We start from the raw sequence: 22,154 nt of genomic DNA, 5'->3' as shown, positions 1-22,154 counted from the left end.
TGCCTTAGCTGAACGCGTCGACAATCGTCATTTCTTTGGGTGCGTTGGTTTGGCTGCCAGGCAAGACGAACTTGTCTTCCGAGATAGCCGCGCTGATGCGATGGCAGAACTTGAACAGCGCCGGGTGGTTGCCCAGCCCGGAGGTATTCAGCAACTCGGTCAAAGCCGGGTCACCGAAGGACTGAATGACCTTGATGGCGCTGGCTACGCTCTTGTCGTAGTTCTCGCCGCCGACTTCAGGGTCACTCTTGATGGATGCCGCCCAGTCCTGGGCCTGCTTGGTTACGGCGGCCTGGTATGCCTCGGCCTGTTTGGTAGCCAGTTGGGATTGGAAGTCGATAAGTTGCTGGGCCTTGGCCTGGGGAATGTTCAGCTCCTTGGCCAGGTTCTTGAACTCGCCCAAAATTTCCACATCCATCTCCATACCGTCTGGCAGGGTGAAGTCCTCGTAGGTCTCAGGCGCACCGGTGAGCTTGGCGTCTGCTTCGGTCTTAGCCTTCGCGTCAGCCTCCTGCTGGGTCTGCTCAGGAGGTTTGGGTGCGTCCGGCGCAGGTGCCGCCGCCGGGGCTGGCGGGGTCAACAGCGAACCTTCGGCAGGGGCTGGCGGTGCGTCTGCTGCTGGAGTAGCCGCAGGCGCGGGCGAGCCACCACCCTGCCCGCCATCTGCTGGAGCCTCACTCATGTACACGCGGCCAAGCAGCTTCATCATCAAAGGGCTCATTCATCTGTCTCCTGGGTTTGTTCGGGGATCGGCTGCGGCGCATTCTCGGCAGCCATTACCGCGTACAGCGATGGGGTCAGGTCGTTCACCTGGCTCAAAAGAAGAAGGCCAACATTGCGTTGGCCTTCGTTGAAGTTCGTGATTGCGTCCGTGGGGCCTATTGACACCTGGAACAGCCGGCAATGGTCGAGGGTTCGCCACATGAAGCGGCGCCCGCGGTGGTCGCTCATCAGCCACTTGAAGTCGGCGATGTCCTGAAGTTCCTGCTCGGTTGGTTTCCGTTCGGCCATCACATAGCCCCCGCAAGTGCTGTCAGGGCGTTATCGCCGCCGGTATCGGTCTGGCTCAGAACCTGGGCGCCCTGGATGGCCGTGCCGAGCTCCTGCTGCATCTGCGCCGCTTGTTGCTGCTGGGCGCGCTGCTGGCGGATCTGCACGACCATATCGTCAGCACGCACCATGGTTGGCGGTACGCCGATCAGCTCGAAGTACTGGCGCATGGCTTCATCACCGTCGAGCAGATCGAGAGGTTCCAGGCTCTGTGTGGTGGTGGCCACGGTGCCGGCGAAGCCAATGGCGCGTTCGATGCTCGACACACCGATAGCCTTCTGCGCCTGGGCCAGGATGCTGGTGAACTCGATGCGCAGGTCCATGTTGGCCAGCTCCTTTGGAGGCGGCGGCAACAGTGGTGCGCCAGGGAGCATGCCAGTCCAGCGGGGAATGGATTGCTCGAGCATCTGGTTGAAGTACATGTCGACCAGCGGGTCAAGCAGGTCATCGGTCTGGCGCTCCAGCACCGGGCCCAGCATCAGCAGCTTTTCTTCCTTGCGGGTGGCGATCTCATACGCGGTACGCACGCTGTCCATCTGGCTGATCATCAGGAACAGATCGACAAAGAATGCGGTGTCGATGATTGAGCTGTCGGCGGCAATCTCTCCACGCAGTTGGCCCAGCCATGCAGGCTGCACCTCATACAGCGGGGCAAACTTAGCGCCTACCTGCATATCGTTGAGGTAGGTGATGCTGCCCGGCAGAATGGACGCGCGCTGATTCTTGAGGCTGGCCGGCGCGCCCATCGGTGGACGCACGCCCTTCTCCAGCAGCTCGGCCTTGCGGCGCTCCATCAACTGGATTGCCTTGGTGGTGCCAATGCACATCGAGCCAGGGCCGGTGCCATACACGTCCTCGCCTAGCACATCCCAGCGCGGCGCCATGACTGGGAACACCTTGAAGCCGGACTCACGCAGCATCGAATCCTTGTCGCCGCCCTTCTCCCAGTACACGGACCGGAACGGCATGTTGGTGTTGTCCTTGCGGCCCTTCTCGCGTGTGTCGTTGGGCTCGATCCCGTGGCAGATGTCGATCCAGGCATCCGGCTTGCTGGACAGCAGGTTCTTGGACGCGGTGTCCATCTTGTCTTTGCCGAACTGCTGCTCCATCTGGCGCGCAGTCATGCGGAAGTCGCGGTAGAGCGTGTCCACCTGGTTGCGGCTGTTGTTGGCGAGCATGTAACTGCCGACGGCCAGCGGGTACGAACGCAACAAGTCGCTGTCATCCGGCATCACTACCATCGGGGCAGTACCGAAGATGCCTTCCTCGCTGTAGCGGTTGGGCAACACGCTGTACAGGTTCGACCTGGCCATGACTTCGCGCATCGCAGTCTCAGCAGCAAACAGCCAGGCCTTGACCGGTGCGTAATCCATCAAGGCTGGGTCAGGCGTGCCGAACTTCACCCACGGCGACGACGGGTTGGTCATGCCGGTATGCATGCCGGCGCCCAGCGTGCGAGACGCAAACGTGGCCTGTGGGTTGATGATCTTCTGATCCCGGCGCTTGCCGTCGTTGGTGTCGGTGTTATACCAGCGGCCAGAACGCGGGCTGATGAAGTCCCCCAGCTCTTTCCACTCAGGTAGCCAGTTGCTGTCGCGCTCGCTCTTGAGAGCGGTGTAGCGCTTCTCGCAGCGTTCGCGCAGGGAGTCGGCCAACTTACACCCCCAACAGCGTTTTCTGGCTGGTGTTGGCATTGCCAAGCACGCCAGATGAGCCGGTCAATATGGTTCCGCCCTGGCCCGACTGGGCCAACCGCCGCCGGCGCTCAGCATCAACTGCTGCCTGCACTGAGTCACTTGAGGTAGTGGCGGCGGCTGGACCTGCAATAGACCCTGCGGCCTCTGCTGCCGCCTTGGCCGCCGCCTTCTCACGCTCAGCCTTGTTGAACATGCCGGTGTTCTCGCCAAACATGTTCGGCAGCCCCATCCCTTCAAGGATGACGTCTCCACCGCGCAATGGGTCGAGATTCACCACCTTGTTCACGATTTTTTTGATTCCGTTTCCACACATGTCAGTTACTCGCGTAAGGGTCGTATTCGGATTCAAGACCGTTGTTGCTAGCCGCATTGCCGCTGTATTCGTTGTATTGGCTCTTCATCACCGGCATGGCATAGGTCAGCGCCAGGGCGTCGGCGTCATCGGGCGATATGCCCAGGCGCTTCTTGATGTCGTCCTTCTTTTCCAGGGCGATCTGGTCACTGGCGTTGTGCGTGTACATCGGCGAGGTCAGTTCGGCCTCAAGTTCTTCGCTGCTGTCGATGGCCAGCCCCGCGCGTAAGGCTTCTCGCATCTGCCACCACATGTAGGTACGCATGTTCGCGTAGTGCCGGTCTGGTGCCATGCTGGCGAAGTTGATGTCGATGATCACAATGCCGGGCATCAGGCGGCGCAGCTGGTCAGCGACAGGGCCACCCACGCCAGTTGCGTCAACGAACACCGCGTCGGGCCGGTGCTCCTGAACCACGGTGCACACCTTGGCGATGAACAAAGTGGTGTTGCGGGTCTCGCTGCCTGGGATCTTGATTGCCGGTATTGATCGGGTGTCGAGACCGCGACGGAAGCGAATCACGTTGCTGTCTGCGCCTCCCCGGGCAATGTCGATGCCGCAGACCAAGGCGTCATCCAGACCGTACACCGGCTCGCGCTTCATTGCATCGGCGACCCAGTCAGTCGGGATCAGTTGCAATTCGGAAGCCCTCGGGAACATGCCGCGCACACGGATACGGAAGAAGTCACTGTCTTCCCCATAGTCCTGCTGCCACTTGGCAATCTGCGTCTTGTTGGTGCCTTCAACCGTGCGGCTGTCGACCTGGCGGTGTGACCACCGATGCTTGTAACGGGTGAAGCACGACCGGAACCGGCCGGTGGTCTTGGTCGGGTTGCCGAAGGCAGCCCAAATGATTTCGGTGTTCTCGTCGGTGAGCGCACCCTCTGCCACCTCCCACACCGTATCGGCGATGGCCGAAGCCTCGTCGAACACCAGCAGCAGGCGCTTACCCTCGTTGTGCAGGCCGGCGAAGGCCTCGGTGTTGCTCTCTGACCATGGCACCGCATCCACGCGCCAGTTCTTTTCATGCTCAGGGTCGGTGCTGATGAGCGCCGTGGCAGTGATGCGGAACCAATGGGCAGTGATGGAAAGCCGGTTCCACTTCGACACCTCGGGCCAGGTCTTGGTGCGGAGCTGGGTTTCGGTGTTGGCGGTTACCACGCCGCGCGCGTCTACGCAGGTATCCACAGACCACTTGATCAGCCAGGACACCAGTGCCGACTTGCCGATCCCGTGGCCACTGGCCGTGGCTTCGTGGATTACCTCGCCAAGATCCTTGGCGCCGGCGCGCAGCTTTTTGCCGATGGAGTCGAGAACAACAATCTGCCAAGGCCTGGGCCCGGACTTGTTCGCCAGCTCTGTGCCTGGCTCGCCCCACGGGAAGGCGTACCAGACGTATCCAAGCGGGTCTTGCGCAAACGAGAGGATGTCCTCAACCAGCTGTTGTTCCTGGTCAACCTCTGCTGGCGCGTTCACGGGCTTTGGCCATCCGTTCGGAAAGGGTGTGGGTGACGTCTACCGCCACCTGGTCCCGGAAGGCATTGACGTTGACGTGCTTGCCGAGCAGCTCAAGATTCTTGACCTTGTCCGGCCACTTGATCTTTTTCATCAGGCCGACCATGTCGCGGTCCTTGCCGGAGCCTTCGAACATCTCGGCGATATCGAACGCCGACAGCGACTGGCGCCAGACCTTGGGCCACAGGGATAGAGGCTTGAACGACATGTCGTCGTTGAGAATGTCCAGCAGGTCCATCTGGTCAATCTCGGTGAGGCGGTTCAGCACGTAGTCGGCATCGACCTTGGTCCGCTGGCTGCGGGCCTCCATGGCTGCCTTGATCGCGGCTGCAATGTGCGGGCGCTGCATGAGGGAGTACGACGCGGCGTTTACGCCCTTGCGCGCATACCCGGCCCTGATTGCCGCCTGGCTGGCGTTCAGGTCAACCAGGAACTCCAGAACAAACGCCTGTTGCTTCGGGGTTAGAGCGGCCATAGGTCACTGCCCCTTTTGATTGGTACCGCCCTTGCAAGCGGTGAGAATGTGTTGCTGCAACCCCGCGACCTGGGCCGTCACTTTCTTGAAGGCGGCGGTGAGGTCGGCATAATCCTGTCGAGCATCTGCTGCAAGTTCGGGGGTGGCTGCATCAGTGATGCCGGCGGGCTTGGGATTGGCTGGCACACAGGCGGCGCGGACGTACACGCGCTTAACGCCAGAATCGAGGTCAGCAACAAGCTGCGGCTTTGATTTTTCAGCATTGCTGATGGCCTCCAAATATTGGGTGTCGATGGAGTCGCGGACCTTCAACGCCTTCTCGTAAGCAGCAGCGCTCGCCTCCAGCGTGACAATGCGATCCTTCGCAACGGCCATGTCCTTGGCCTGTCCCTTGATGTGGCTCCATCCGCCGTAGATCAGCACCAGGCATGCAGCCAGAGCGATGATCAAATAGCGATTCACGCCAGCACCTTCAGCGCCACCAGGTACAACGCCTGGCGCTCAGCGGCACCATTCGGTGTACGGCCACGGCGACCGGTGTTGATGATGCTGCCAATGTTCTGGATGTCCCCGAGGTCGGCCAGGGCGTTCAGCCCGTTCGTGTGCCAAAAGCAGGCGGCAGAGCTAGCCGCGTTCTTCGGGGATTCAAGCAGCGACGGGGTATTGATTAGATCAAGGCCCATCAACCCGCCGTAGAGGACGTAGTTCGTCTTGCCAGTGATCTGGATCAGGCCGCGGCCACGGTACTTCCAGCCGTCGCCGGGAGCGGTATTGCCCAGCCGGCCGTTGTAGGCCACGTTGGCAATGCGCTCTGGCTGGTGGGCATACTCGGCGGCAGTCTTGGCATCGAACAGGCTGGGCCAGGTGCGCTGCAGCGCAGTGGCGCTGTAGCTCAGGTTCTCGACCACCCGTGAAAGCCTGGCGCTTTCGTGCCCGACCTGGGCCAGGAACGCAGCAAGGCGCAACGGCGTGTCGATCTGGTAAAGCGCACAGGCATTGTTCAGTGGATCAGCCCACAGCCGCGCGGTTGCGTCCTGGCAGCGAAGGATTGCCACCAGGTGGGAAGGTGTGATTTTCATCAGTCCATTCTCAGGATGCGTGCGACGTTGCCGCCGGCGCGGTAGACAAGCACTGCCAGCACCAGCAGCACGATCAGGATGAACGGGGAAACGGCTGTGGCTGGCTTGGCAAGCAGGATGGCCAACATCACCGACAGCCACTCGCAGCCAGTTGCAGCAGCCAAGGCGTAAGCACACCAAGACACGCCGGCGCGATACCGGGCGCCCTGGCGCTGGTAAACCGTGATTCGAAAGCAGATCGCGCCACAAATCGCGGCAGCGGCAAAAGTCCATGGATCAACCATTACGGCTACCTCCGAATCTATCGGCGACCCATTGCAGCCATCCCGGAATTTTGCCGCCATCGATCCACTCCAGAAGACTGATGCACACGACAACGCAGAACAGCGCGCCGAAGAAGGCGACTAGGCCGGAAGTCCTGGCCCATTCGCGCCCGATGACCTCGCTGGCCACGTAGTAACCCAGCACCCACGATGCGATGAAGTAGCCGAAGCGAGCCCAGGGTTTTAGATCCTTGGCGAACACCACGAAGAACATAGCGCCGGCGAATGCCCCAACCACTGCGTTCACGTCGACGCCGGGCATCATGCTCGCCGCCGTCACGCCAGTTACACCTGCCACGCCCGCAGCCGCCTGAGCGGCCAACACTGCACCGCTGCTTGGCTCTGCCATTTGCGACCCCAGAAACGAAAAAGCCCCGCACGACGGCGGGGCTCAAAATTGAAATTCAGGCAACAAAAAACCCGCACTTGGCGGGTTTCTGGGAGCTGGACGTAACTTTGCAACCTGGGAAAAAGGTACAGGAACACTCATCATTTGGTCAAGCGACCCGTTTTGACACGTCTCCCACGCGCTGGCGCTGGCTCCAGTACTCGCTGATCCGGTCGCTGTACGCCAGGTGGCGGCCTGGGTTCTCTTGCGTGTCGCTGCCCCACTCTCGGCGGTACGCGGCGCCGTAGGCGTTCATGCGGCGGAACCACCGGCGCAACTGCTCGGTGCCCATGGCGTTCAGGCGCGCGTGCAGCGCACTGCGAGAAGCGTCACGGCGAGCGGCGTAGGCCTCGGCCCGAAGGTCGACAACGTGCTCCCGATCATACAGATCCCACCGGCTGGTGCCGAATACGCGGCGCTCGGCCATTTTCACAATGACCGCCGCCACGGGCTTCAACGCCTTCGCGTCGAGCTGATCCACGGTGCTGGCAATGGCTGCCCAGATCGCGGCCCAATCCCGTGCCCAGTTGGCAACGCTTACCTTGGTCCCGTACCAGTCGTGCACGAACTCAACCACACGGCCAGGGCCCCAGGCTTCACGCCCATTGACGGCGGCCTGGTGGCTCTTGATCGCGGCCAAGGCCATCCAGTACGCCACCTCCTTGCGCTTGGCGGTGCACTCGCCCAGGTCAACGGTCAACCACACCAGAGCGTGCGCAACGTTGATGTCCTGGCCATTGGCAACCGGCGAGTACAGCGCGTGCCCGAAGTGCTGCAGCGGCTTTGGCAATGTCCCAATGGCAGATTGCACAAGGCCGGCAGCGAGCATGTGCGCGCACCGGCCGTTACTGTCCCGCATCGAGGGCATGGTTTCACCGATCACCCTGCCCCGCTTGCCGAGCTTGATGCGCTCCTGGGCTGCTGCCAGCACCGAGTCGCGGCTCTCGTGAAGCGCCTCCCGCCATGCTTGCCGTGCGCTGATCAGTCTCATAAATCCCCCTCATTGCGTATTTTCGCGTATTGCTGATCTTTCACAGGCACAGCGGCACAATCCGCACATGTACGCCCGGTATAGCTCCCCAGCGCCGTCTGAACGATCCGTCCGTAACTTGCACGTCGTCCTTGAACACAACGCCGTTAAGAGCGTCACAGACGGCTTTGAGGCAGTTATCAGAATCCGGTTTTTTCATGCACGCCACCTCCCCAGCCAAAGCCTGCAACTTCCACTTTTTCGACTTGGATTGAGGGATCGAGTGGACAATGCGCAGCTCAATCATCACCGGCCCTTCGATCAGGGCACGGCCTTGCATGACGTCCTGGGCGGCGAGAGCGATCAGCCCTTCGTAGGCCACGGTCTTGGCTGGCGTGTACATGCGAGCGAAGTTTCCGACCTTGCCGATACGGGCGCGGCCCTTGCCTTGCGGCTCACCTGGCACGAAGAACGACACGGGCTTGAGGTCAGACATGCTTGTCTCTCCGGATACCGAGCGTTGCCAGCAGTTGAGCGCGGCAAGCCTTGGGGTCTTTTGGGATTTCGAGGGTGTCGACGATGCGGTCGGCTTCCTGGCGGGAGTACTCCAATTGCACCTGCTCACGCGGCCGCATGCTGTCGTGGCCCACACCCTTAGCGATTCGCCCTTCCAGGTTCTGGCCGGTCTGAGCGCGGCGCATGACGATGGCGTAGTTGCGCTCAAAGCGTTGCTTGAGGGCTTTGTCGTTGTGCGTGCCCGCTCGAAGATCGAACGTGCTGGTGGCCTCGGCGGCGATCTTGACGGCCTTGTGGCTGTACGTGCCGCGCAGGGCTTCGTCCCAGGCTTGCGCCTCGGTTGGCAGATCATCAACGCGCTTGCACAGGTCCATGAAGTCGCTGGGCGATGGCGGGAATTTGCACTCCAGCACCATGCGTTGCAGGCCACGGTTCACAGCCTCGTCGCCCAATTCCTGGATCACGGTCATCCACACGCGGCGGGCGAGCTGTTCGGCCTTCTCGTTGCCGTAGTGTTTCTCGTACCAGGCCGGGAACGCGGTCTTGAGCGTGGCAAACACGCGACGAACTGCGCGGCGCACCTGCTGCTCCAGCGGGGTTACGTTTTCCGCTTCCGGCTCACCAGGTTGGGTCTGTGAGGATGTCGTGAGCGTTACGCGTGCGGCTTGGAGCAATTCGTCTACCGGTTTCATTGGGTGATCCCCCGTTGGCTTGCTGGGTGCGGGCTTGGCGTTTCAGTTGCTGGGCGAGTGCGTGCTCCCACTGGGCCTGGGTTTTCAGGTCATCGGGTCGGCTGATCCAGTACGAGCGGAATTCGAGAAGCTGGTCGGCTTCGAAGGTTTGGTTTGCCATACCATTGCGGAACAGGACGGCGGTGAACGTGGTCGGGTCGGGTTCCCAAGCGTCGTGCAGCGAAAATTTCGTCTGCGCGGTATGTGTGTGTTCTTTCTGTTCTGTTCTGTTCTGTTCTGGGGCGTTACTGGAACGTTTCATGCGCGTTTCACGTTCTTCGGCCTCTTTTTTCTTCTTCTCACGATGCGCTCTAACCCTTGCTGTGCTTGAGTCAGAGACGTATTGACGCTTGTCCCAATTGGCCAAAGTCCAGTCGTCATTTATGAAGCCTTTGGCCAAAAAAACGGCCTTGGTTTCAGCGAGAATTTCCTCTGTAACGCGCAGTGCAAACGCTATGGATGTTTCGCGTTCCGTTACATGAAACGTTTCAATACCGTTACTGCATTCAAGGCAAAAGAGCATGACCAGGCGGCGCTGCATTGCCTCGCTCATCATCTGCACTTTGGGGTCGGTGGCGAATTCGCCGTACATGCGAAACCATTCCATGATCAACCCTCCTCGAGCTGATCAACGCCCTGGATATGCTCCATCCAACGCTTCGACCCATGGATGAACATGGCAATGTCCTGCTCGTTAAAGCAGCGCATTTCCTCGGGAACGATCTTCAACCCGAGCACGGCCAGGATTTCAGCGAACTGCTGGAACTTCTCCGGCTTCATGCGGCTGATGGTTGCTTCATCGCAACCCACTGCAAGCGCGACAGGGCCGTTGCCGATCGATGCAAGCTTCTGCATGAGAACGACGTAGTTCTTGCGGGCCCTTACGGTCTGCTCTTGGCTTAATGGGCTCGTCGACATGATTACGCCGCCTCGGAAGCGCCTTTGAAGCGCTCCGGATAGAGGATGTGGATTTCGGTGATTTCCCCATCGAATACCCGGCTCAGGTTCTCGGCCAGTACGGTCGAGGCACGCTGTACGCCGCGCTCTACGCGGGACAGGTTGCCGGAATCGATGGTGTCGCCGAGCTGAGCAAGACGTGCCGCAACATCGGCGAGCGTCCATTTCTTGGCGATTCGTGCGCGTTTTAAAGGAGTCATGGCAAGGCCCTGAGTTGATTTCAGGAATGATTCTGCGATTAGCGCAGATTTAAAGCAAACAAATTCTGCGCTTACCGCTTTGCGCACAACGCAGCAAGTCCGGAAAATCAGCACCATGGAAATTGGACAGATCATCAGAAACGCCCGGAAAGCCAAGAAGCTTTCCCTCGAGCAACTCGCCAACCAGGTCGATTCGGACACGGGCAACCTGTCACGCCTGGAACGAGGGCAACAAGGCACGACGCCTGAAAAGCTCAAGCGCATCATGGAGGTGCTTGGGATAACGCTGGCCCAGGTTGGCCAGGGAATGGACTCCCCCCAAGACAGTGGAATGTCGAACGTGCAGATGGCCCTGCAACCAAGCCGGGGCTCTAGGGAATATCCTTTGATCAGTTGGGTGATTGCTGGGGAGTGGGCAGAATCCTGCGACAACTTCAACCCGGGCGATGCGGAAACGTGGTTAGCTTCTGTCGAGAACGCCGGTACCAACGGCTTCTGGCTGGAAGTTCGCGGCGATTCAATGACCAGCAGCGGCAACCCCAACTTTCCCGAGGGCTCGCGCATCCTGGTGATGCCCGAGGCCGATTTGATCAGCGGCAAGTACTATGTAATCAAGCTGGAAAGCGGCGAAAGCACCTTCAAGCAGTACATGGAGGACGCCGGCAATAAGTACCTGCGGCCGCTGAATCAGAACTACAGAACCATCCAGATCGACGGGCCGTTCAAAGTCATAGGCCGCGTGATCGATACCAAGATGACCGGCCTTTGACTGGGTGACTCCATGCAATCGATAGATAATCCGCAGGCTACAAGGAACTCCATTGCGGGCACGGCATTCGCCTTCGGCCTGTTCCTTATCGTCGCGGCGGGCGTGACCCTCGTTTTTGATTGGGCTCATGCTGGACTGCTATTCTGCACTGGCATGGCCGTGTGCCTGGTCACCGGAATTGTTTCCGCACTGATGGGAGAAAAAACCTCCCGTGGCGAAATGATCACTCTTGTTATCGGCGCAGCTTTCTTCCTCTGGCTGATTATCCACAACCTATAGCCGACCCCCTCCAAATCTGAGCCCGCCAATGCGCGGGCTTTTTTGTGCCTGAATTTCAAAATCTGCGCTTGACGCAGAATTAATTCTGCGCATAATGCAATCCATGTTCTGCGATTAGCGCAGATTGATAGCCGCTCTTTAGTCACACCGCCTCACCCTGCCGGATCACCACCGGCCCAGTTTCAAAGGCAAGCGATGGACCGGCCTCAACGGTCCAGAAGGATGGCAACTGTCCCGGGTGTGCAGCGCAAAGCACCGAATCAGTTTTCCAGCGGACAGGGTCGCGGCTGGTGAGAAGGAATCAACGAGAACTACCAATGCTTCCCGGGAGGATCCGCAGGCGCTGCCTATTGAGCTTCGAAACCACATGGCCCTGCTCGATCTTGAGCTGAAGTTCAAGCCGGCGGATGTGGGCAATAAGCTTGGCGCCGCGCCCCTCCCGGAGTGTTTCAAACAGAGCTTTTGCGTCAGCTATCTGCTTTTCGATGTTGGCAATTTTCTGTTTTGAAGACATTGGCGTGACTCGATTCATTGAAAGCGGACTGTAACAAGGTTCGCCGAAATTTTTCACCGATGCACCTGGCGACGGGTGCATTGGGAAAACAACCGAACAACCCGACGAGGAATCAACCATGCAAGCAGCAGAACAAGCACAAATCACCATCCCCGAAATCGGTGCTGTATGGCCAGGACAGGGCGGCATCTACGCCGGCTTCATCCCGGCTCGCAACGGTGCCGATGGCTACCACCTGATCCTAGGTGATGAGCTGGGGAAATTCGAGTGGGGGCCTTATGGCAACGAGTCTCCTGCTACCAGCCTGATCGACGGCCGGGCCAACACCCTGGCGCTGATCGAGTCGGGCGGCGAATACCCGGCCGCAATCGCCGCTCACGAGCATGACGCCGATGGTCACTCCGACTTCTACTTGCCGGCCGCCGCCGAGCTGTACGAGGCCTGGCTGAACCTCAACGGCAAGTTGACTGGTTGGGTTTGGTCATCCTCGCAGCGCTCAGCCTACAACGCGTTCGGCGTGGGCTTCGATGATGGCTTTCAGAGCTACCACGGCAAGGACGGCGAGCTCCGTGTCCGCCCCGTCCGCAGATTCATTCGCTAATTCGTTTATTGCTTTTCATGCAGGCGATTCCTGGGGCTGCGGGCATCCGTAGCCAGACCAGAAGCGCCCTAGGTAGCGCTCGGCGCCTGCACCCTTTTTCACCGCCTCTGGAGGCGACCATGGAACACGAAATAATTGTTGAGGGGTTTGTCCTCCAGGTGGAGGTGACCCATTGCGTGAATGAACCGCCCTGCCCCGATAGCTGGAACAGTGACTGGGACGCCCAGGGCGAACGGGAACTGGAATTCAAGATTGTGTCGGGCATCTGCTACGACGAAGACAGGGTCCGGATGGATGTACCGGACTATCAACTGCCGGTGCTGGCCCATCAGTACGGGCCTCAGATCACTTTGGCACTGTGGGTTGAGATTGATGCCCGCAAGCGCCGGCAAGGGAGGTGGGCAGCATGAGCGGCCAACAAGAACAGGCTGTAGCCAATCACGAACTGGCCGTCGGCATGCTTGAGGGGTTCGTCGCTCGCGTGATTGATCCCGAATGCAGCGCTGTCGCGGTCAAGGCTTCGGCCAATACCGCGCTGCTGATCTTCCGCACCCTTGGCGTGATCGACGCTACCGAGGATGCCCACTACACCGAACGCCTGCACCGTGTTTACGAGCGCCGGCAAGGACGGGATGCATGACCATCATCTGCCGAACATCCGCCCAACTTGTTGAAGTCCTGCGCCGTCAGGGCTTTTTTTTGGTCAATGATTTGCCCCGTCCGCTGAGGCTTGAAACGCGGCGCGGCATGCTGATTGCGAGGGTGTCATGATCAGCGTCTACCTCTGCTCCCCCACCAACAGCACGATGTTCACTCGCTGCTGCCAGGTGGCGATTTGTGACGATCAAGCCAATTGCCCGCGCTGCGGACAAGAGGTTTACCCAGGCGCCGATGCGACACAACACCAGCGCCACGTTTCTCGCTGGAACATGGCTTTTGGGCCAACACGGCGTGCCCAAGCGTCGCGGTCGCCATGACCACCCGCCAGCGTGAACGGCGGCGCGCCATCCGCTGGACCTCGGCCATCGTTGGCCTGACCTTCCTCACCATCGTTCTACTGGGCCCCGCAATCGGCGGCCTGATTACTCAATAACCCCTTCCACCCCCTCAATGCTGCGCACGTCGTGGCAAGGAAACTCTTGTGTCCGAATTATCCATCAAGCCCACGTTCAGCCTGGCGCCGCAAAACATCGACGAGGCGTTGAAGTTCGCCGACTACCTCGCCAACTCCGACATCGTCCCGAAAGACTTTCAGAAAAAGCCCGCCAACATCCTGGTGGCAGTGCAGTGGGGCATGGAACTTGGCCTGCAGCCCATGCAAGCCATGCAAAGCATCGCGGTCATCAACGGGCGCCCATCGCTCTGGGGTGACGCGGTCATCGCCCTGGTCCGCAGCTCGCCGCTGTGTGAGTACGTGTACGAGACCGACGATGGCGAGACCGCTTCCTGCCGGGTGAAGCGTGTCGGCGAAGACGAACAGACCCGCACGTTCAGCATGAACGATGCCCAGCAGGCCGGCCTCAAGGGTAAGCAAGGCCCGTGGGCCCAGTACCCGAAACGGATGCGCCAAATGCGTGCCCGGTCGTTCGCCCTGCGAGACGTGTTCCCCGACGTGCTGCGCGGCATGCCGATGGCCGAAGAGGTCCAGGACATCCCAACCGAGCGCGAGCTCAACCAGACCCACGCCCGCAAGGCCGAAGAGCCGAAGGTGCTGCCGGCTTACCCCGACAGCAAGCTCGACGAGAACGCGGACAAGTGGCGCGCAATGATCGCTGCCAGCCGCACCAGCCCCGAGCACCTGCTTACCAACCTGGTCAGCAAGTACACCGTCACCCCGGAGCAAGAAGAGCGCATCCGCGCCCTGGCCCCAATCGAAGGAGAAGCCACCAATGAAAGTGCATAACGTCCAACAGGGCACGCCTGAGTGGCATGCCCTTCGCGCAAGTCACTTCACCGCCTCGGAGGCGCCCGCGATGATGGGCGCTTCGAAGTTCCAGACCCGCAACGATCTGCTGGTGATGAAAAAGACCGGCATTGTCCCGGACGTGACGCCACAGCAGCAGGCCGCCTTCGACAAAGGCCACGCCACTGAGGAAATGGCTCGGCCCCTGATTGAGGAAGATATCGGCGAAGAGCTGTACCCCATCGTAGGTTCCAGCGGCAACCTGCTGGCCTCCATGGACGGCGCCACGATGCTGGGGGATGTGCTGTTTGAGCACAAGTTGTGGAACGAGAAGGTGGCCGCGCAGATCCGCGTCAAGGAGCTGGAACCCCACTACTACTGGCAGCTCGAACAACAGCTGCTGGTGTCTGGTGCTGAAAAAGTGATTTTCGTCTGCTCGGACGGCACTCGCGAAAAACGCGAGAAATTCGATTACTTCCCGGTTCCTGGGCGCCGTGAAGCACTGATCGCCGGTTGGGCCCAGTTCGAACAGGACCTGGGCGAGTTTGTCCCGCAGGAAACCAAGGTCGAGGCAATCGGCGCCGCCCCTGATCAGTTGCCCGCGCTTCGCATCGACGTTACGGGCATGGTCACCGCCAGCAACCTGGACGCCTTCAAGTCGCACGCCCTCACCGTTATCAGCAACATCAGCACCGAACTGAAAACGGACAAGGATTTTGCCGACGCTGACGAGACGGTCAAGTGGTGCAGCGACGTCGAGAACAAGCTCAAGGCTGCGAAAGAACACGCCCTGAGCCAAACCGAGAGCATCGACGTGCTGTTCAAGGCGATCGATGACATCACGGCCGAGACCCGGCGCAAGCGCCTGGAACTGGAAAAACTGGTCAAAGCGCGCAAGGATGCGATCCGCAGTGACATCGTCATCGATGCGGCGAAGGCCTTGCAGGATCACATCGACCAGATCAACGGAACGCTGGGCGGCCGCATCCGCATGCCGCGTGTGGCCTCCGACTTTGCGGGCGCCATCAAGGGCAAGAAGTCGGTGTCCAGCCTACAGGAAGCCGCCGATAGTGAACTGGCCCGGGCGAAGATCGAGGCCAGCCGGATCGCCGACGGCATCCGAATCAACCAAGCCAGCCTTAACGAGTTGGGGGCTGACCACAAGTTCCTGTTCCACGATTTTCAGGAACTGGCGCTCAAGGCGAACGACGACCTGGTGGCGCTGATCAAGGTCCGGATCAACGAGCACGAACAGCAACAGGCCGAGCTCAAGCGTCAGGAAGAGGAAAAGGCACAGCAGCTCGCAGCCCAACAGCAGCAGCAGGTCGTTGAGCCGGTTATTGAACAGCCGGTGAAAGTCACGGAACAGCCGGTGCCGGTCGCCGCCACGCCGATCAAGACGGCTGCAGCAGTTCAACAGCCCGTCGACGATGGCCGGCACTTCAAGCTGGGTGACCTGAGCGACCGCCTCGGCTTCGTCGTATCTGCCAGCTTCATGAGTTCGCTGGGCTTCGAGGCGGCCGCCCGCGAGCGTGGCGCAACGCTTTACCGCGAAAGCGACTTCCCGCGCATCTGTACCGCCCTGGTCAACCACATCCAGGCAGTACAGGCCCAACTGGCCGCAGCCTGATCATGGCCGCTCAATCCATCCTCGACATCCGCGCCAGCTTCAAGCGTTACGCCGCGCATACCAACCTGAGCCCGCTTCAACAACACCACCTTGAGCGGATTGCCAAGCACTGAGGAATGCCCATGAAGACTGAACACCGAGACATCATCGAACGCGCCAAGCTAGCGGGCTATGAACCATCCATGCTCGCGCACGAACTGCTGGTACACGACCTGGTGAACATGGTCCTGTTTGAAGTGAAGAACCTCCACTCGCCATGGAGCAAGTTGAACGAAGGTTGCCAGCAGGAAGTCATTGACCGCGCCATCAAGAGCGCAACCGAAGCGGCACACACCGCGATCAACATCATCAGCTCGCGCAACGTTGACGTCGTTGAAGTGAAGGTGATCGACGCCAAGTTCAAGGAAAAGGCGATCACCATCACCGCGAACATTGACGTCAATGACCCCAACGGCGGTGCCCTGGCCAAGGTTCCCGGGAAGATGTGTCTGTTGGTGGTGGCGCCGACAGACTATGACGACGGCCTCGACTTCATCCAGCCAGATCGCGACCAGAAGGACTTGCCGCTGCACGTCAGCGACCTGACCGGCAGCCTGTTCCCCGCCGGTGGAAAAGGCCCAGACGAGCCGGACGGCGAACACCCGCTGGGTACCGCCGAAGATCTGGCCGAGCGCACCGGTGGTGCTGGCGACACCGGCGCCGATCTGGGCAAAGAGTTCGGCGAGTTCAGCTATGACGATGCCAAGCAACTGATCGTGCTCAAGTCCAACAGCAAGGCGTTCAAGGGTCACTGGGTGCAAAGCCGACTGGCCATCGACAGCGACAAGACAGCCACCCTACTGCTGCGCCTGCTCGACGACAAAGTGGTCGAGATCGAAACCGAGGGTGAATCGGCGTTTGATCACAGCTTCAAGGTCATCGCCACGCTGGAAGAAGTCGTCTGATCCATCCCTGCATCACTACTCTTTGAGGTTTAAAGCATGAAAGCCAAGACCATTTCCATCGAGGCCGACGGCCTCAAAATCAAAGGCCCGGCGGAGCGCATGATTCATCTGCTGGCCGCAAGCATGTTTGCCCAGGCATTGCCGCCGGCGGCGAATGTTCAGCAAGTACCCCAATCCCCGACCCCGGAGATCGGCCAGCCGTGGCTGGGACAGGGCGGCATCAACGGCGGCTTCGTCCATGCCCGTGGCGACGTGCCAGCGCATTACCTGATCATCGCCGCGAAGGATGTTGGCAGCCTCGAATGGGGCGGCCGTGGCGTGGAGGTTAAAGGCCTCAGCAAGACTGACGGCTACATCAACACCCAAGTGCTGATCGGCAACGACGACGAGCGAAAATATCCCGCTGCCGACGCATGTGCCGAGTACCAGGCTGATGGTCACCATGACTTCTACCTGCCGGCCGCTGCCGAGCTGTATCAGGGCTGGCTGAACTGTCCTGAGGCGTTCGCCCAGGACTGCTATTACTGGTCATCCTCGCAGCGCTCAGCCTACACCGCATTCGACTTGAGCTTCGGTGATGGCAATCAGAGCCTCAGCGGCAAGAGCCACGAGCTCCGTGTCCGCCCCGTCCGCAGATTCTTTATTTAATCCTTCATCCATTCGTTCTTGATCCGGCACACCAGGGCGCATAGCGCCTTTTTTGTTGCCTTCGAAAAGAGGAAGCACCATGTCCGCAGTTGAGAAAGCAGCACCGGCCGTAACCACCCCAGCCATCGGCCAGGCCTACGGCGGCGGTTTCGTCACCGGCATTACCCGCGACCCGGTAACCGGCCAGCGTTTCCTGAACATCACCGCTGGTGCCGAGCATGAACTGGTCGGCAAGTGGGGCGAGTACGGCGAGAAGATCGAGGGCGCCGACAGCTTCACCGACAGCCTGGCAAATACCAAGGCCATGGCGGCGGTAGGTAGTGACCTGGCGGCAAGGGTGCTGGCCCTGAGCATCGAAGGCTTCACCGACTGGGCAATCCCAGCGCGCGACGTGCAAGAGCTGCAGTACCGCCACTTCAAACCGACCACCGAAGAAAACTGGGCAGGCGCCCGCAGCGGTGACAGCCCAAACAGCGAGCCAGTAGGCCTGCGGTACAGCGAAGAAGATCCAGCGCAGACCGTCCATGCGGCATTCCAGGAGGGCGGCGCCGAAGCCTTCCGCGACACCTGGTACTGGTCATCTTCGCAGCGCTCAGCCTACTACGCATTCGACGTGGACTTCGCTGATGGCGGTCAGGGCAGCGGCGTCAAGGGCGGCGAGCTCCGTGTCCGCCCCGTCCGCAGCGAACTTATTCAATAATTCGTTTATTTAATCCGGCCGCTTGCGGCCGGTTGCTCTTGGAGAGCGAGCCTCATGGCAATGCACACGGACTTGCAGATCTACAAGGCCTCGATGGGGCTTCTGCACATGGCCACAACGATGACCAGGAACATCCCGCGCGACTTGAAGCAGTCGCTCGGTAAGCGAGTGATCGATGAATGCATCGAGGTCTTGATGTTGATCGCCCGTGCAAACGCCACACAGGACAAGCGCCCGCACCTGACCCTGCTGGTCGAGAAGGTCCAGGTGGTCGAGTTCCTGATGCGGCTCTTCAAAGACAACCGCTTCATCAGCATCCCGCAACACGCCCAGGCAATTGAGGTAACGACCTCAATAGGCAAACAAGCCAGCGCCTGGAAACGCTCTACCCCAACCGCGCCCGCTACCTGAAGGTTACGGCTTTCTGGTCTGTGCGAATTGAATCTGGTCGTGCCGCTGACCTGATGGGTCACCGCCATGCGCAAAAGAGATACCGCCGGTCTAAAGCGTCCGTGTAGGTCTCGCGCAGTTTCCTTGCTGATCGGCTCTGCCTTCGGCCCGGCGACGTAGATAGCACGATAGGTCGCAGCGCTCAGCCAACAACGCATTCAACATGAACTTCGATGATGGCAATCAGAACAACAACGACAAGAACAACGAGCTCCGTGTCCGCCCCGTCCGCAGATTCGACTTTGGGTCCCTACCCGTTTCAGGATCTGGTCCAGGCTTATTACGACTGCCGACGCACCAAGCGCAACAGCGACAGCGCGCTGGCCTTCGAGATAGACCTCGAGCGGAATCTGATCCAGTTACACGACGACCTGATTGCCGGCACTTACCGGCCAGGCCGATCCATCTGTTTCGTGGTCACCCGACCGAAAGCCCGCGAAGTGTGGGCAGCGGCCTTTCGGGACCGCGTCGTCCACCACCTGCTGTACAACCATGTGGCACCGCGCTTCTACGCCAGCTTCATAGCGGACAGTTGCGCATGCATTCCAGGGCGCGGAACGCTGTATGCCGCCAAGCGCCTTGAGTCGAAGATCCGCAGTGCCTCGCAGAACTGGTCAAAACCGTGCTGGTATCTCAAGCTCGACTTGGCCAACTTCTTCGTCGCGATCGACAAGGCGGTGCTGCGCAAGCAACTGGCTGCCAGGATCACCGAGCCCTGGTGGCTGGCCCTGGCCACACAGATCCTAATGCACGACCCGCGTGAGGATTACGAGACCCGCAGCCCCGCGCACCTGTTCAACCGGGTGCCGCAACATAAGCGGCTGGTGGCGCAACCCGCCCACCTCGGTCTGCCGATCGGCAACCTGTCGTCGCAGTTCTTCGCCAACGTCTACCTCGACGCCCTGGACCAGTTCGCCAAGCACACGCTGCGCGCCAAGCACTACATCCGCTACGTCGACGACTTCGTTTTCCTGCATGAGTCGCCGCAGCAGCTCAACCAGTGGCTGACTGAGGTCGAAGCGTTCCTACCCAGGCTCGGCGCCAAGCTGAACCCCACCAAGACGATCCTGCACCCCGTGGACCGCGGCGTCGACTTCGTTGGGCACGTGATCAAGCCTTGGCGGCGCTCGACTCGCAAGCGGTCGCTTGCCCAGGCGCTGAAGCGTACCGCCGTGGCGCCGGCGGAGGATCTGCGCGAGACCGCAAACAGCTACTTCGGCCTGCTCAGCCAGGCCAGCCATAGCCACAAAGACCGGGCAGCACTCGCCCGCGTCGTGCTGAAGCGCGGCAATAGCGTCAATTCGGCGCTGACCAAGACCTACCAGAAGAAATAGCCCACATTTTTTTACCGAATCACGCTAAACGCGAGGATCCCCCATGTCCGCACAACAGAAGAAACACCCCTTCGATTTCAAAACCCAATACGGACTCGGCTTCAACCCTCAGGACGATGAGATCGTTGTCGACTTCTTCTGCGGTGGTGGCGGTGCCGGTACCGGGCTGGAAATGGGCCTGGGCCGCGCGGTGAACGTGGCGAAGAACCACAGCCCGCAAGCGATCAGCATGCACACCGTGAATCACCCAGGCGCCCAGCACTTCACCACCGACGTGTTCGAGGGTGACCCAGACACCGAATGCGGCGGCAAGGCCGTGGGCTGGTTTCACATGTCGCCGGATTGCACGCACCACAGCCAGGCGGCCGGCGGCCAGCCGCGCAAGCGCGAGATCCGCAACTTGTCGTGGATCGGGCTCAAGTGGGCAGGCATGAAGCGGCCCCGGGTGATCAGCCTCGAGAACGTGAAACAGATCCTGCAGTGGGGCCGGTTGATCGCCAAGCGCGACAAGGCCACCGGCCGCGTGGTGACCCTTGACCAGATTCCGCACCCAAGCAAAAAGGGCGCGACCACCAACCGAGTGGCGGCGCCAGGCGAACAGGTTCCGGTTTCCAACCAGTTCTTGGTGCCTGACCCTAAGCAGCGCGGCCGCACCTGGCGCCGGTTCGTAGCCCTGCTGGAAGGCATGGGCTACGTCGTTGAGTGGAAGGTGATCAGGGCGTGCGACTTCGGCGCGCCGACCAGCCGGGAACGCCTGTTCATGATCGCCCGGTGCGACGGCCAGCCGATCGTGTGGCCGGAGCCAACACACGCCAAGAACCCCGCCAAGGGCCAACATAAGTGGAAGACCGCCGCTGACTGCATCGACTTCACCGACCTGGGAAAAAGCATTTTCGGCCGCAAGAAGGAACTGGCCCAGGCCACGCTGCGCCGAGTCGCCAAGGGCATGAGGAAATTCGTTATCGACAGCCCTGCGCCGTTCATTGTCCCGATTGCGAACTGGTCGGGTGAAACGGTGCAGTCTGCCGACGAGCCGCTGCGCACCGTCACCTCCTACCCGAAGGGTGGCGCCTTCAGTGTGGTCAGCCCGATCATCGCACCGGCAACGCACCAGGGCAGCGACCGGATCAACGACCCGCTCGAACCACTGCCGACGGTGACCTGCGCGAACCGCGTCGAACTGACGCTGATCAGTCCGCTGATGGTTGGGGCCGGTGGCCCGGAGTACTCAGGCAAGCCGGTGGGCATGGACCAGCCGGTGGGCACGCTGATGACACAGAACCATCGAGCGCTGGCTTCGGCCTGCATTGTCCAGGCCGGGCACGGCGAAGGTTCTGGCGCAAACAAACGCCGATCGCATGGGGTGAACGACATCTGCGGCCCTATCGGCACCATCACTGCCAGCGGCGGCGGCCAGGCCGTCAGCACGGCGGTGATGATCCAGGCCAACGGTGGATTCAACACCACGCACGCCAAGGATATGCGCGAGCCGATGACCACGGTGACCAACACCGGCAGCCAGCAGCAGTTGGCCGTGGCGAACCTGGTGCACCTGCGTGGCAACTGCGATGTACGCGACCTCAACGACCCGCTCCACACCGTCAGCGCCGGCGGCCTGCACCACGGGCTGGTCAGCGCATTCATGGAGCGAGCATTCGGCGGCAGCGTGGGCCAGGGTCTGGAAAAGCCGGCGCCTACCATTACCGCCGGTGGCGGCGGCAAGAGCTCCCTGGTGTCGCTCACCCTGTCGCCAGAGCATGAAGCGGGCGCCCTGCGCGTTGCCGCGTTCCTGATCAGCTACTACGGCACCGAGAACATCAGCGCCTGCGATTCACCGGCGCCGACCATCACCACCAAGGACCGCCTCGCCATGGTCACCGTTATGGTGAAAGGCACCCCGTATGTGATCGTCGACATCTACCTGCGGATGCTGAAACCCACGGAGCTGTACAAGGCCCAGGGCTTCCCGGCCGACTACATCATCAGCCACGGCGCCGACGGCAAGCCGTTCACCAAGACCCAACAGGTGCACATGTGCGGCAACAGCGTCAGCCCGCCGCCGATGGCCGCGCTGGCGCGGGCCAACGATCCATGGCGCGCTGAAGAACGCCAAGCACGCGCCGCATAACTC

At 60.7% G+C, this 22,154-nt stretch carries 31 protein-coding genes; 14 read left to right on the top strand and 17 right to left on the bottom strand.

Features of this window, described 5'->3' with window-relative positions; all coding sequences use genetic code 11:
- Positions 1-4: 4 nt before the first annotated feature.
- The 16 genes from LQ249_RS06945 to LQ249_RS06870 form a co-directional block, all read right to left on the bottom strand.
- Entirely contained in the window at positions 5-721 is a 717-nt protein-coding gene (locus LQ249_RS06945; protein WP_232566315.1) for a hypothetical protein, read from the bottom strand.
- Entirely contained in the window at positions 718-1,011 is a 294-nt protein-coding gene (locus tag LQ249_RS06940; RefSeq protein ID WP_232566314.1) for a Bbp19 family protein, read from the bottom strand. Before LQ249_RS06940 ends, LQ249_RS06945 begins: the two co-directional genes overlap by 4 nt.
- Positions 1,011-2,705, bottom strand: coding sequence for a portal protein (locus tag LQ249_RS06935; RefSeq protein ID WP_232566313.1), 1,695 nt, complete (start codon positions 2,703-2,705; stop codon positions 1,011-1,013). Before LQ249_RS06935 ends, LQ249_RS06940 begins: the two co-directional genes overlap by 1 nt.
- Before the next feature lies 1 nt (position 2,706).
- A complete protein-coding gene (locus LQ249_RS06930) occupies positions 2,707-3,060 on the bottom strand; it encodes a hypothetical protein (RefSeq protein ID WP_232566312.1) in 354 nt (117 codons plus the stop codon).
- A 1-nt stretch (position 3,061) separates the two neighbouring features.
- On the bottom strand, positions 3,062-4,573 hold the full coding sequence (locus LQ249_RS06925) for a terminase (RefSeq protein ID WP_232566311.1): 1,512 nt from the start codon (positions 4,571-4,573) through the stop codon (positions 3,062-3,064).
- Positions 4,551-5,087, bottom strand: coding sequence for a terminase small subunit (locus tag LQ249_RS06920; protein WP_232566310.1), 537 nt, complete (start codon positions 5,085-5,087; stop codon positions 4,551-4,553). The genes LQ249_RS06925 and LQ249_RS06920 overlap by 23 nt, the downstream gene beginning before the upstream one ends.
- A 3-nt stretch (positions 5,088-5,090) precedes the next feature.
- Positions 5,091-5,549, bottom strand: coding sequence for a lysis system i-spanin subunit Rz (locus LQ249_RS06915; protein WP_232566309.1), 459 nt, complete (start codon positions 5,547-5,549; stop codon positions 5,091-5,093).
- Entirely contained in the window at positions 5,546-6,166 is a 621-nt protein-coding gene (locus tag LQ249_RS06910; RefSeq protein ID WP_232566308.1) for a glycoside hydrolase family 19 protein, read from the bottom strand. Before LQ249_RS06910 ends, LQ249_RS06915 begins: the two co-directional genes overlap by 4 nt.
- Positions 6,166-6,450, bottom strand: a complete 285-nt coding sequence (locus tag LQ249_RS06905; protein WP_232566307.1) for a phage holin family protein — start codon at positions 6,448-6,450, stop codon at positions 6,166-6,168. The genes LQ249_RS06910 and LQ249_RS06905 overlap by 1 nt, the downstream gene beginning before the upstream one ends.
- Complete coding sequence (locus tag LQ249_RS06900; RefSeq protein ID WP_017847631.1) at positions 6,443-6,838, bottom strand: putative holin; 396 nt, start codon at positions 6,836-6,838, stop codon at positions 6,443-6,445. The genes LQ249_RS06905 and LQ249_RS06900 overlap by 8 nt, the downstream gene beginning before the upstream one ends.
- Before the next feature lie 148 nt (positions 6,839-6,986).
- Complete coding sequence (locus tag LQ249_RS06895) at positions 6,987-7,868, bottom strand: hypothetical protein (protein ID WP_232566306.1); 882 nt, start codon at positions 7,866-7,868, stop codon at positions 6,987-6,989.
- Positions 7,869-7,908: 40 nt separating this feature from the next.
- A complete protein-coding gene (locus LQ249_RS06890; protein WP_232566305.1) occupies positions 7,909-8,343 on the bottom strand; it encodes a RusA family crossover junction endodeoxyribonuclease in 435 nt (144 codons plus the stop codon).
- Positions 8,336-8,944: a replication protein P gene (locus LQ249_RS06885; protein WP_232566304.1), complete on the bottom strand. Its 609-nt coding sequence runs from the start codon at positions 8,942-8,944 to the stop codon at positions 8,336-8,338. The genes LQ249_RS06890 and LQ249_RS06885 overlap by 8 nt, the downstream gene beginning before the upstream one ends.
- A gap of 37 nt (positions 8,945-8,981) precedes the next feature.
- A complete protein-coding gene (locus LQ249_RS06880; RefSeq protein WP_232566303.1) occupies positions 8,982-9,701 on the bottom strand; it encodes a DnaT-like ssDNA-binding domain-containing protein in 720 nt (239 codons plus the stop codon).
- A 2-nt stretch (positions 9,702-9,703) separates the two neighbouring features.
- Positions 9,704-10,012 (bottom strand): CII family transcriptional regulator, encoded by a 309-nt coding sequence (locus tag LQ249_RS06875; RefSeq protein WP_044271234.1) that lies wholly within the window; start codon positions 10,010-10,012, stop codon positions 9,704-9,706.
- Positions 10,013-10,014: 2 nt separating this feature from the next.
- A complete protein-coding gene (locus LQ249_RS06870) occupies positions 10,015-10,251 on the bottom strand; it encodes a helix-turn-helix domain-containing protein (protein WP_044271238.1) in 237 nt (78 codons plus the stop codon).
- Between the two features lie 115 nt (positions 10,252-10,366).
- Here LQ249_RS06870 and LQ249_RS06865 point away from each other — a divergent pair, with 115 nt between their 5' ends.
- Positions 10,367-11,020 carry a helix-turn-helix domain-containing protein gene (locus LQ249_RS06865; protein ID WP_232566302.1) on the top strand — a complete coding sequence of 218 codons (654 nt, stop codon included), beginning with the start codon at positions 10,367-10,369 and terminating at the stop codon, positions 11,018-11,020.
- 12 nt (positions 11,021-11,032) lie between these two features.
- Positions 11,033-11,299 (top strand): hypothetical protein, encoded by a 267-nt coding sequence (locus tag LQ249_RS06860; RefSeq protein WP_232566301.1) that lies wholly within the window; start codon positions 11,033-11,035, stop codon positions 11,297-11,299.
- Positions 11,300-11,600: 301 nt separating this feature from the next.
- Here the strand turns inward: LQ249_RS06860 and LQ249_RS06855 are convergent, their stop codons facing one another.
- Positions 11,601-11,870 (bottom strand): hypothetical protein, encoded by a 270-nt coding sequence (locus tag LQ249_RS06855; protein ID WP_232566300.1) that lies wholly within the window; start codon positions 11,868-11,870, stop codon positions 11,601-11,603.
- A 61-nt stretch (positions 11,871-11,931) separates the two neighbouring features.
- Here LQ249_RS06855 and LQ249_RS06850 point away from each other — a divergent pair, with 61 nt between their 5' ends.
- The 12 genes from LQ249_RS06850 to LQ249_RS06795 all read left to right on the top strand — a co-directional run bounded on the left by LQ249_RS06850 (position 11,932) and on the right by LQ249_RS06795 (position 22,151).
- Positions 11,932-12,414, top strand: a complete 483-nt coding sequence (locus LQ249_RS06850) for a DUF1566 domain-containing protein (protein ID WP_232566299.1) — start codon at positions 11,932-11,934, stop codon at positions 12,412-12,414.
- Between the two features lie 119 nt (positions 12,415-12,533).
- The gene (locus tag LQ249_RS06845; RefSeq protein ID WP_232566298.1) at positions 12,534-12,824 is read left to right on the top strand and encodes a hypothetical protein; all 291 of its coding nucleotides are present in this window, start codon (positions 12,534-12,536) and stop codon (positions 12,822-12,824) included.
- Positions 12,821-13,054: a hypothetical protein gene (locus LQ249_RS06840; RefSeq protein WP_232566297.1), complete on the top strand. Its 234-nt coding sequence runs from the start codon at positions 12,821-12,823 to the stop codon at positions 13,052-13,054. Before LQ249_RS06845 ends, LQ249_RS06840 begins: the two co-directional genes overlap by 4 nt.
- On the top strand, positions 13,051-13,185 hold the full coding sequence (locus LQ249_RS31490) for a hypothetical protein (RefSeq protein WP_269783947.1): 135 nt from the start codon (positions 13,051-13,053) through the stop codon (positions 13,183-13,185). The genes LQ249_RS06840 and LQ249_RS31490 overlap by 4 nt, the downstream gene beginning before the upstream one ends.
- Positions 13,186-13,555: 370 nt before the next feature.
- A complete protein-coding gene (locus LQ249_RS06835) occupies positions 13,556-14,317 on the top strand; it encodes a recombinase RecT (RefSeq protein ID WP_232566296.1) in 762 nt (253 codons plus the stop codon).
- A complete protein-coding gene (locus LQ249_RS06830; RefSeq protein ID WP_232566295.1) occupies positions 14,304-15,947 on the top strand; it encodes a YqaJ viral recombinase family protein in 1,644 nt (547 codons plus the stop codon). Before LQ249_RS06835 ends, LQ249_RS06830 begins: the two co-directional genes overlap by 14 nt.
- A gap of 122 nt (positions 15,948-16,069) precedes the next feature.
- Positions 16,070-16,891: a DNA translocase FtsK gene (locus LQ249_RS06825; protein ID WP_232566294.1), complete on the top strand. Its 822-nt coding sequence runs from the start codon at positions 16,070-16,072 to the stop codon at positions 16,889-16,891.
- Between the two features lie 36 nt (positions 16,892-16,927).
- On the top strand, positions 16,928-17,539 hold the full coding sequence (locus tag LQ249_RS06820; protein WP_232566293.1) for a DUF1566 domain-containing protein: 612 nt from the start codon (positions 16,928-16,930) through the stop codon (positions 17,537-17,539).
- Between the two features lie 79 nt (positions 17,540-17,618).
- Positions 17,619-18,239, top strand: a complete 621-nt coding sequence (locus LQ249_RS06815) for a DUF1566 domain-containing protein (protein ID WP_232566292.1) — start codon at positions 17,619-17,621, stop codon at positions 18,237-18,239.
- 54 nt (positions 18,240-18,293) lie between these two features.
- On the top strand, positions 18,294-18,650 hold the full coding sequence (locus LQ249_RS06810; RefSeq protein WP_232566291.1) for a four helix bundle protein: 357 nt from the start codon (positions 18,294-18,296) through the stop codon (positions 18,648-18,650).
- Positions 18,651-18,931: 281 nt separating this feature from the next.
- A complete protein-coding gene (locus LQ249_RS06800; RefSeq protein WP_232566290.1) occupies positions 18,932-20,023 on the top strand; it encodes an RNA-directed DNA polymerase in 1,092 nt (363 codons plus the stop codon).
- 43 nt (positions 20,024-20,066) lie between these two features.
- Positions 20,067-22,151, top strand: coding sequence for a DNA cytosine methyltransferase (locus LQ249_RS06795; RefSeq protein ID WP_232566289.1), 2,085 nt, complete (start codon positions 20,067-20,069; stop codon positions 22,149-22,151).
- The last annotated feature ends 3 nt before the right edge of the window (positions 22,152-22,154 follow it).

This window comes from Pseudomonas sp. 7-41, from assembly GCF_021233075.1.
GTDB classification, from domain to species: Bacteria; Pseudomonadota; Gammaproteobacteria; order Pseudomonadales; family Pseudomonadaceae; genus Aquipseudomonas; species Aquipseudomonas veronii.
This window is presented reverse-complemented; position numbering and strand designations above follow the sequence as displayed.

Bases quoted from the DNA above. Each gene is read 5' to 3' on its own strand.
- LQ249_RS06945 (WP_232566315.1), bottom strand. From the start codon at position 721: ATGAGCCCTTTGATGATGAAGCTGCTTGGCCGCGTGTACATGAGTGAG.
- LQ249_RS06940 (WP_232566314.1), bottom strand. From the start codon at position 1,011: ATGGCCGAACGGAAACCAACCGAGCAGGAACTTCAGGACATCGCCGAC.
- LQ249_RS06930 (WP_232566312.1), bottom strand. From the start codon at position 3,060: ATGTGTGGAAACGGAATCAAAAAAATCGTGAACAAGGTGGTGAATCTC.
- LQ249_RS06920 (WP_232566310.1), bottom strand. From the start codon at position 5,087: ATGGCCGCTCTAACCCCGAAGCAACAGGCGTTTGTTCTGGAGTTCCTG.
- LQ249_RS06910 (WP_232566308.1), bottom strand. From the start codon at position 6,166: ATGAAAATCACACCTTCCCACCTGGTGGCAATCCTTCGCTGCCAGGAC.
- LQ249_RS06905 (WP_232566307.1), bottom strand. From the start codon at position 6,450: ATGGTTGATCCATGGACTTTTGCCGCTGCCGCGATTTGTGGCGCGATC.
- LQ249_RS06900 (WP_017847631.1), bottom strand. From the start codon at position 6,838: ATGGCAGAGCCAAGCAGCGGTGCAGTGTTGGCCGCTCAGGCGGCTGCG.
- LQ249_RS06895 (WP_232566306.1), bottom strand. From the start codon at position 7,868: ATGAGACTGATCAGCGCACGGCAAGCATGGCGGGAGGCGCTTCACGAG.
- LQ249_RS06890 (WP_232566305.1), bottom strand. From the start codon at position 8,343: ATGTCTGACCTCAAGCCCGTGTCGTTCTTCGTGCCAGGTGAGCCGCAA.
- LQ249_RS06880 (WP_232566303.1), bottom strand. From the start codon at position 9,701: ATGGAATGGTTTCGCATGTACGGCGAATTCGCCACCGACCCCAAAGTG.
- LQ249_RS06875 (WP_044271234.1), bottom strand. From the start codon at position 10,012: ATGTCGACGAGCCCATTAAGCCAAGAGCAGACCGTAAGGGCCCGCAAG.
- LQ249_RS06870 (WP_044271238.1), bottom strand. From the start codon at position 10,251: ATGACTCCTTTAAAACGCGCACGAATCGCCAAGAAATGGACGCTCGCC.
- LQ249_RS06865 (WP_232566302.1), top strand. From the start codon at position 10,367: ATGGAAATTGGACAGATCATCAGAAACGCCCGGAAAGCCAAGAAGCTT.
- LQ249_RS06860 (WP_232566301.1), top strand. From the start codon at position 11,033: ATGCAATCGATAGATAATCCGCAGGCTACAAGGAACTCCATTGCGGGC.
- LQ249_RS06850 (WP_232566299.1), top strand. From the start codon at position 11,932: ATGCAAGCAGCAGAACAAGCACAAATCACCATCCCCGAAATCGGTGCT.
- LQ249_RS06845 (WP_232566298.1), top strand. From the start codon at position 12,534: ATGGAACACGAAATAATTGTTGAGGGGTTTGTCCTCCAGGTGGAGGTG.
- LQ249_RS06840 (WP_232566297.1), top strand. From the start codon at position 12,821: ATGAGCGGCCAACAAGAACAGGCTGTAGCCAATCACGAACTGGCCGTC.
- LQ249_RS31490 (WP_269783947.1), top strand. From the start codon at position 13,051: ATGACCATCATCTGCCGAACATCCGCCCAACTTGTTGAAGTCCTGCGC.
- LQ249_RS06830 (WP_232566295.1), top strand. From the start codon at position 14,304: ATGAAAGTGCATAACGTCCAACAGGGCACGCCTGAGTGGCATGCCCTT.
- LQ249_RS06825 (WP_232566294.1), top strand. From the start codon at position 16,070: ATGAAGACTGAACACCGAGACATCATCGAACGCGCCAAGCTAGCGGGC.
- LQ249_RS06820 (WP_232566293.1), top strand. From the start codon at position 16,928: ATGAAAGCCAAGACCATTTCCATCGAGGCCGACGGCCTCAAAATCAAA.
- LQ249_RS06815 (WP_232566292.1), top strand. From the start codon at position 17,619: ATGTCCGCAGTTGAGAAAGCAGCACCGGCCGTAACCACCCCAGCCATC.
- LQ249_RS06810 (WP_232566291.1), top strand. From the start codon at position 18,294: ATGGCAATGCACACGGACTTGCAGATCTACAAGGCCTCGATGGGGCTT.
- LQ249_RS06795 (WP_232566289.1), top strand. From the start codon at position 20,067: ATGTCCGCACAACAGAAGAAACACCCCTTCGATTTCAAAACCCAATAC.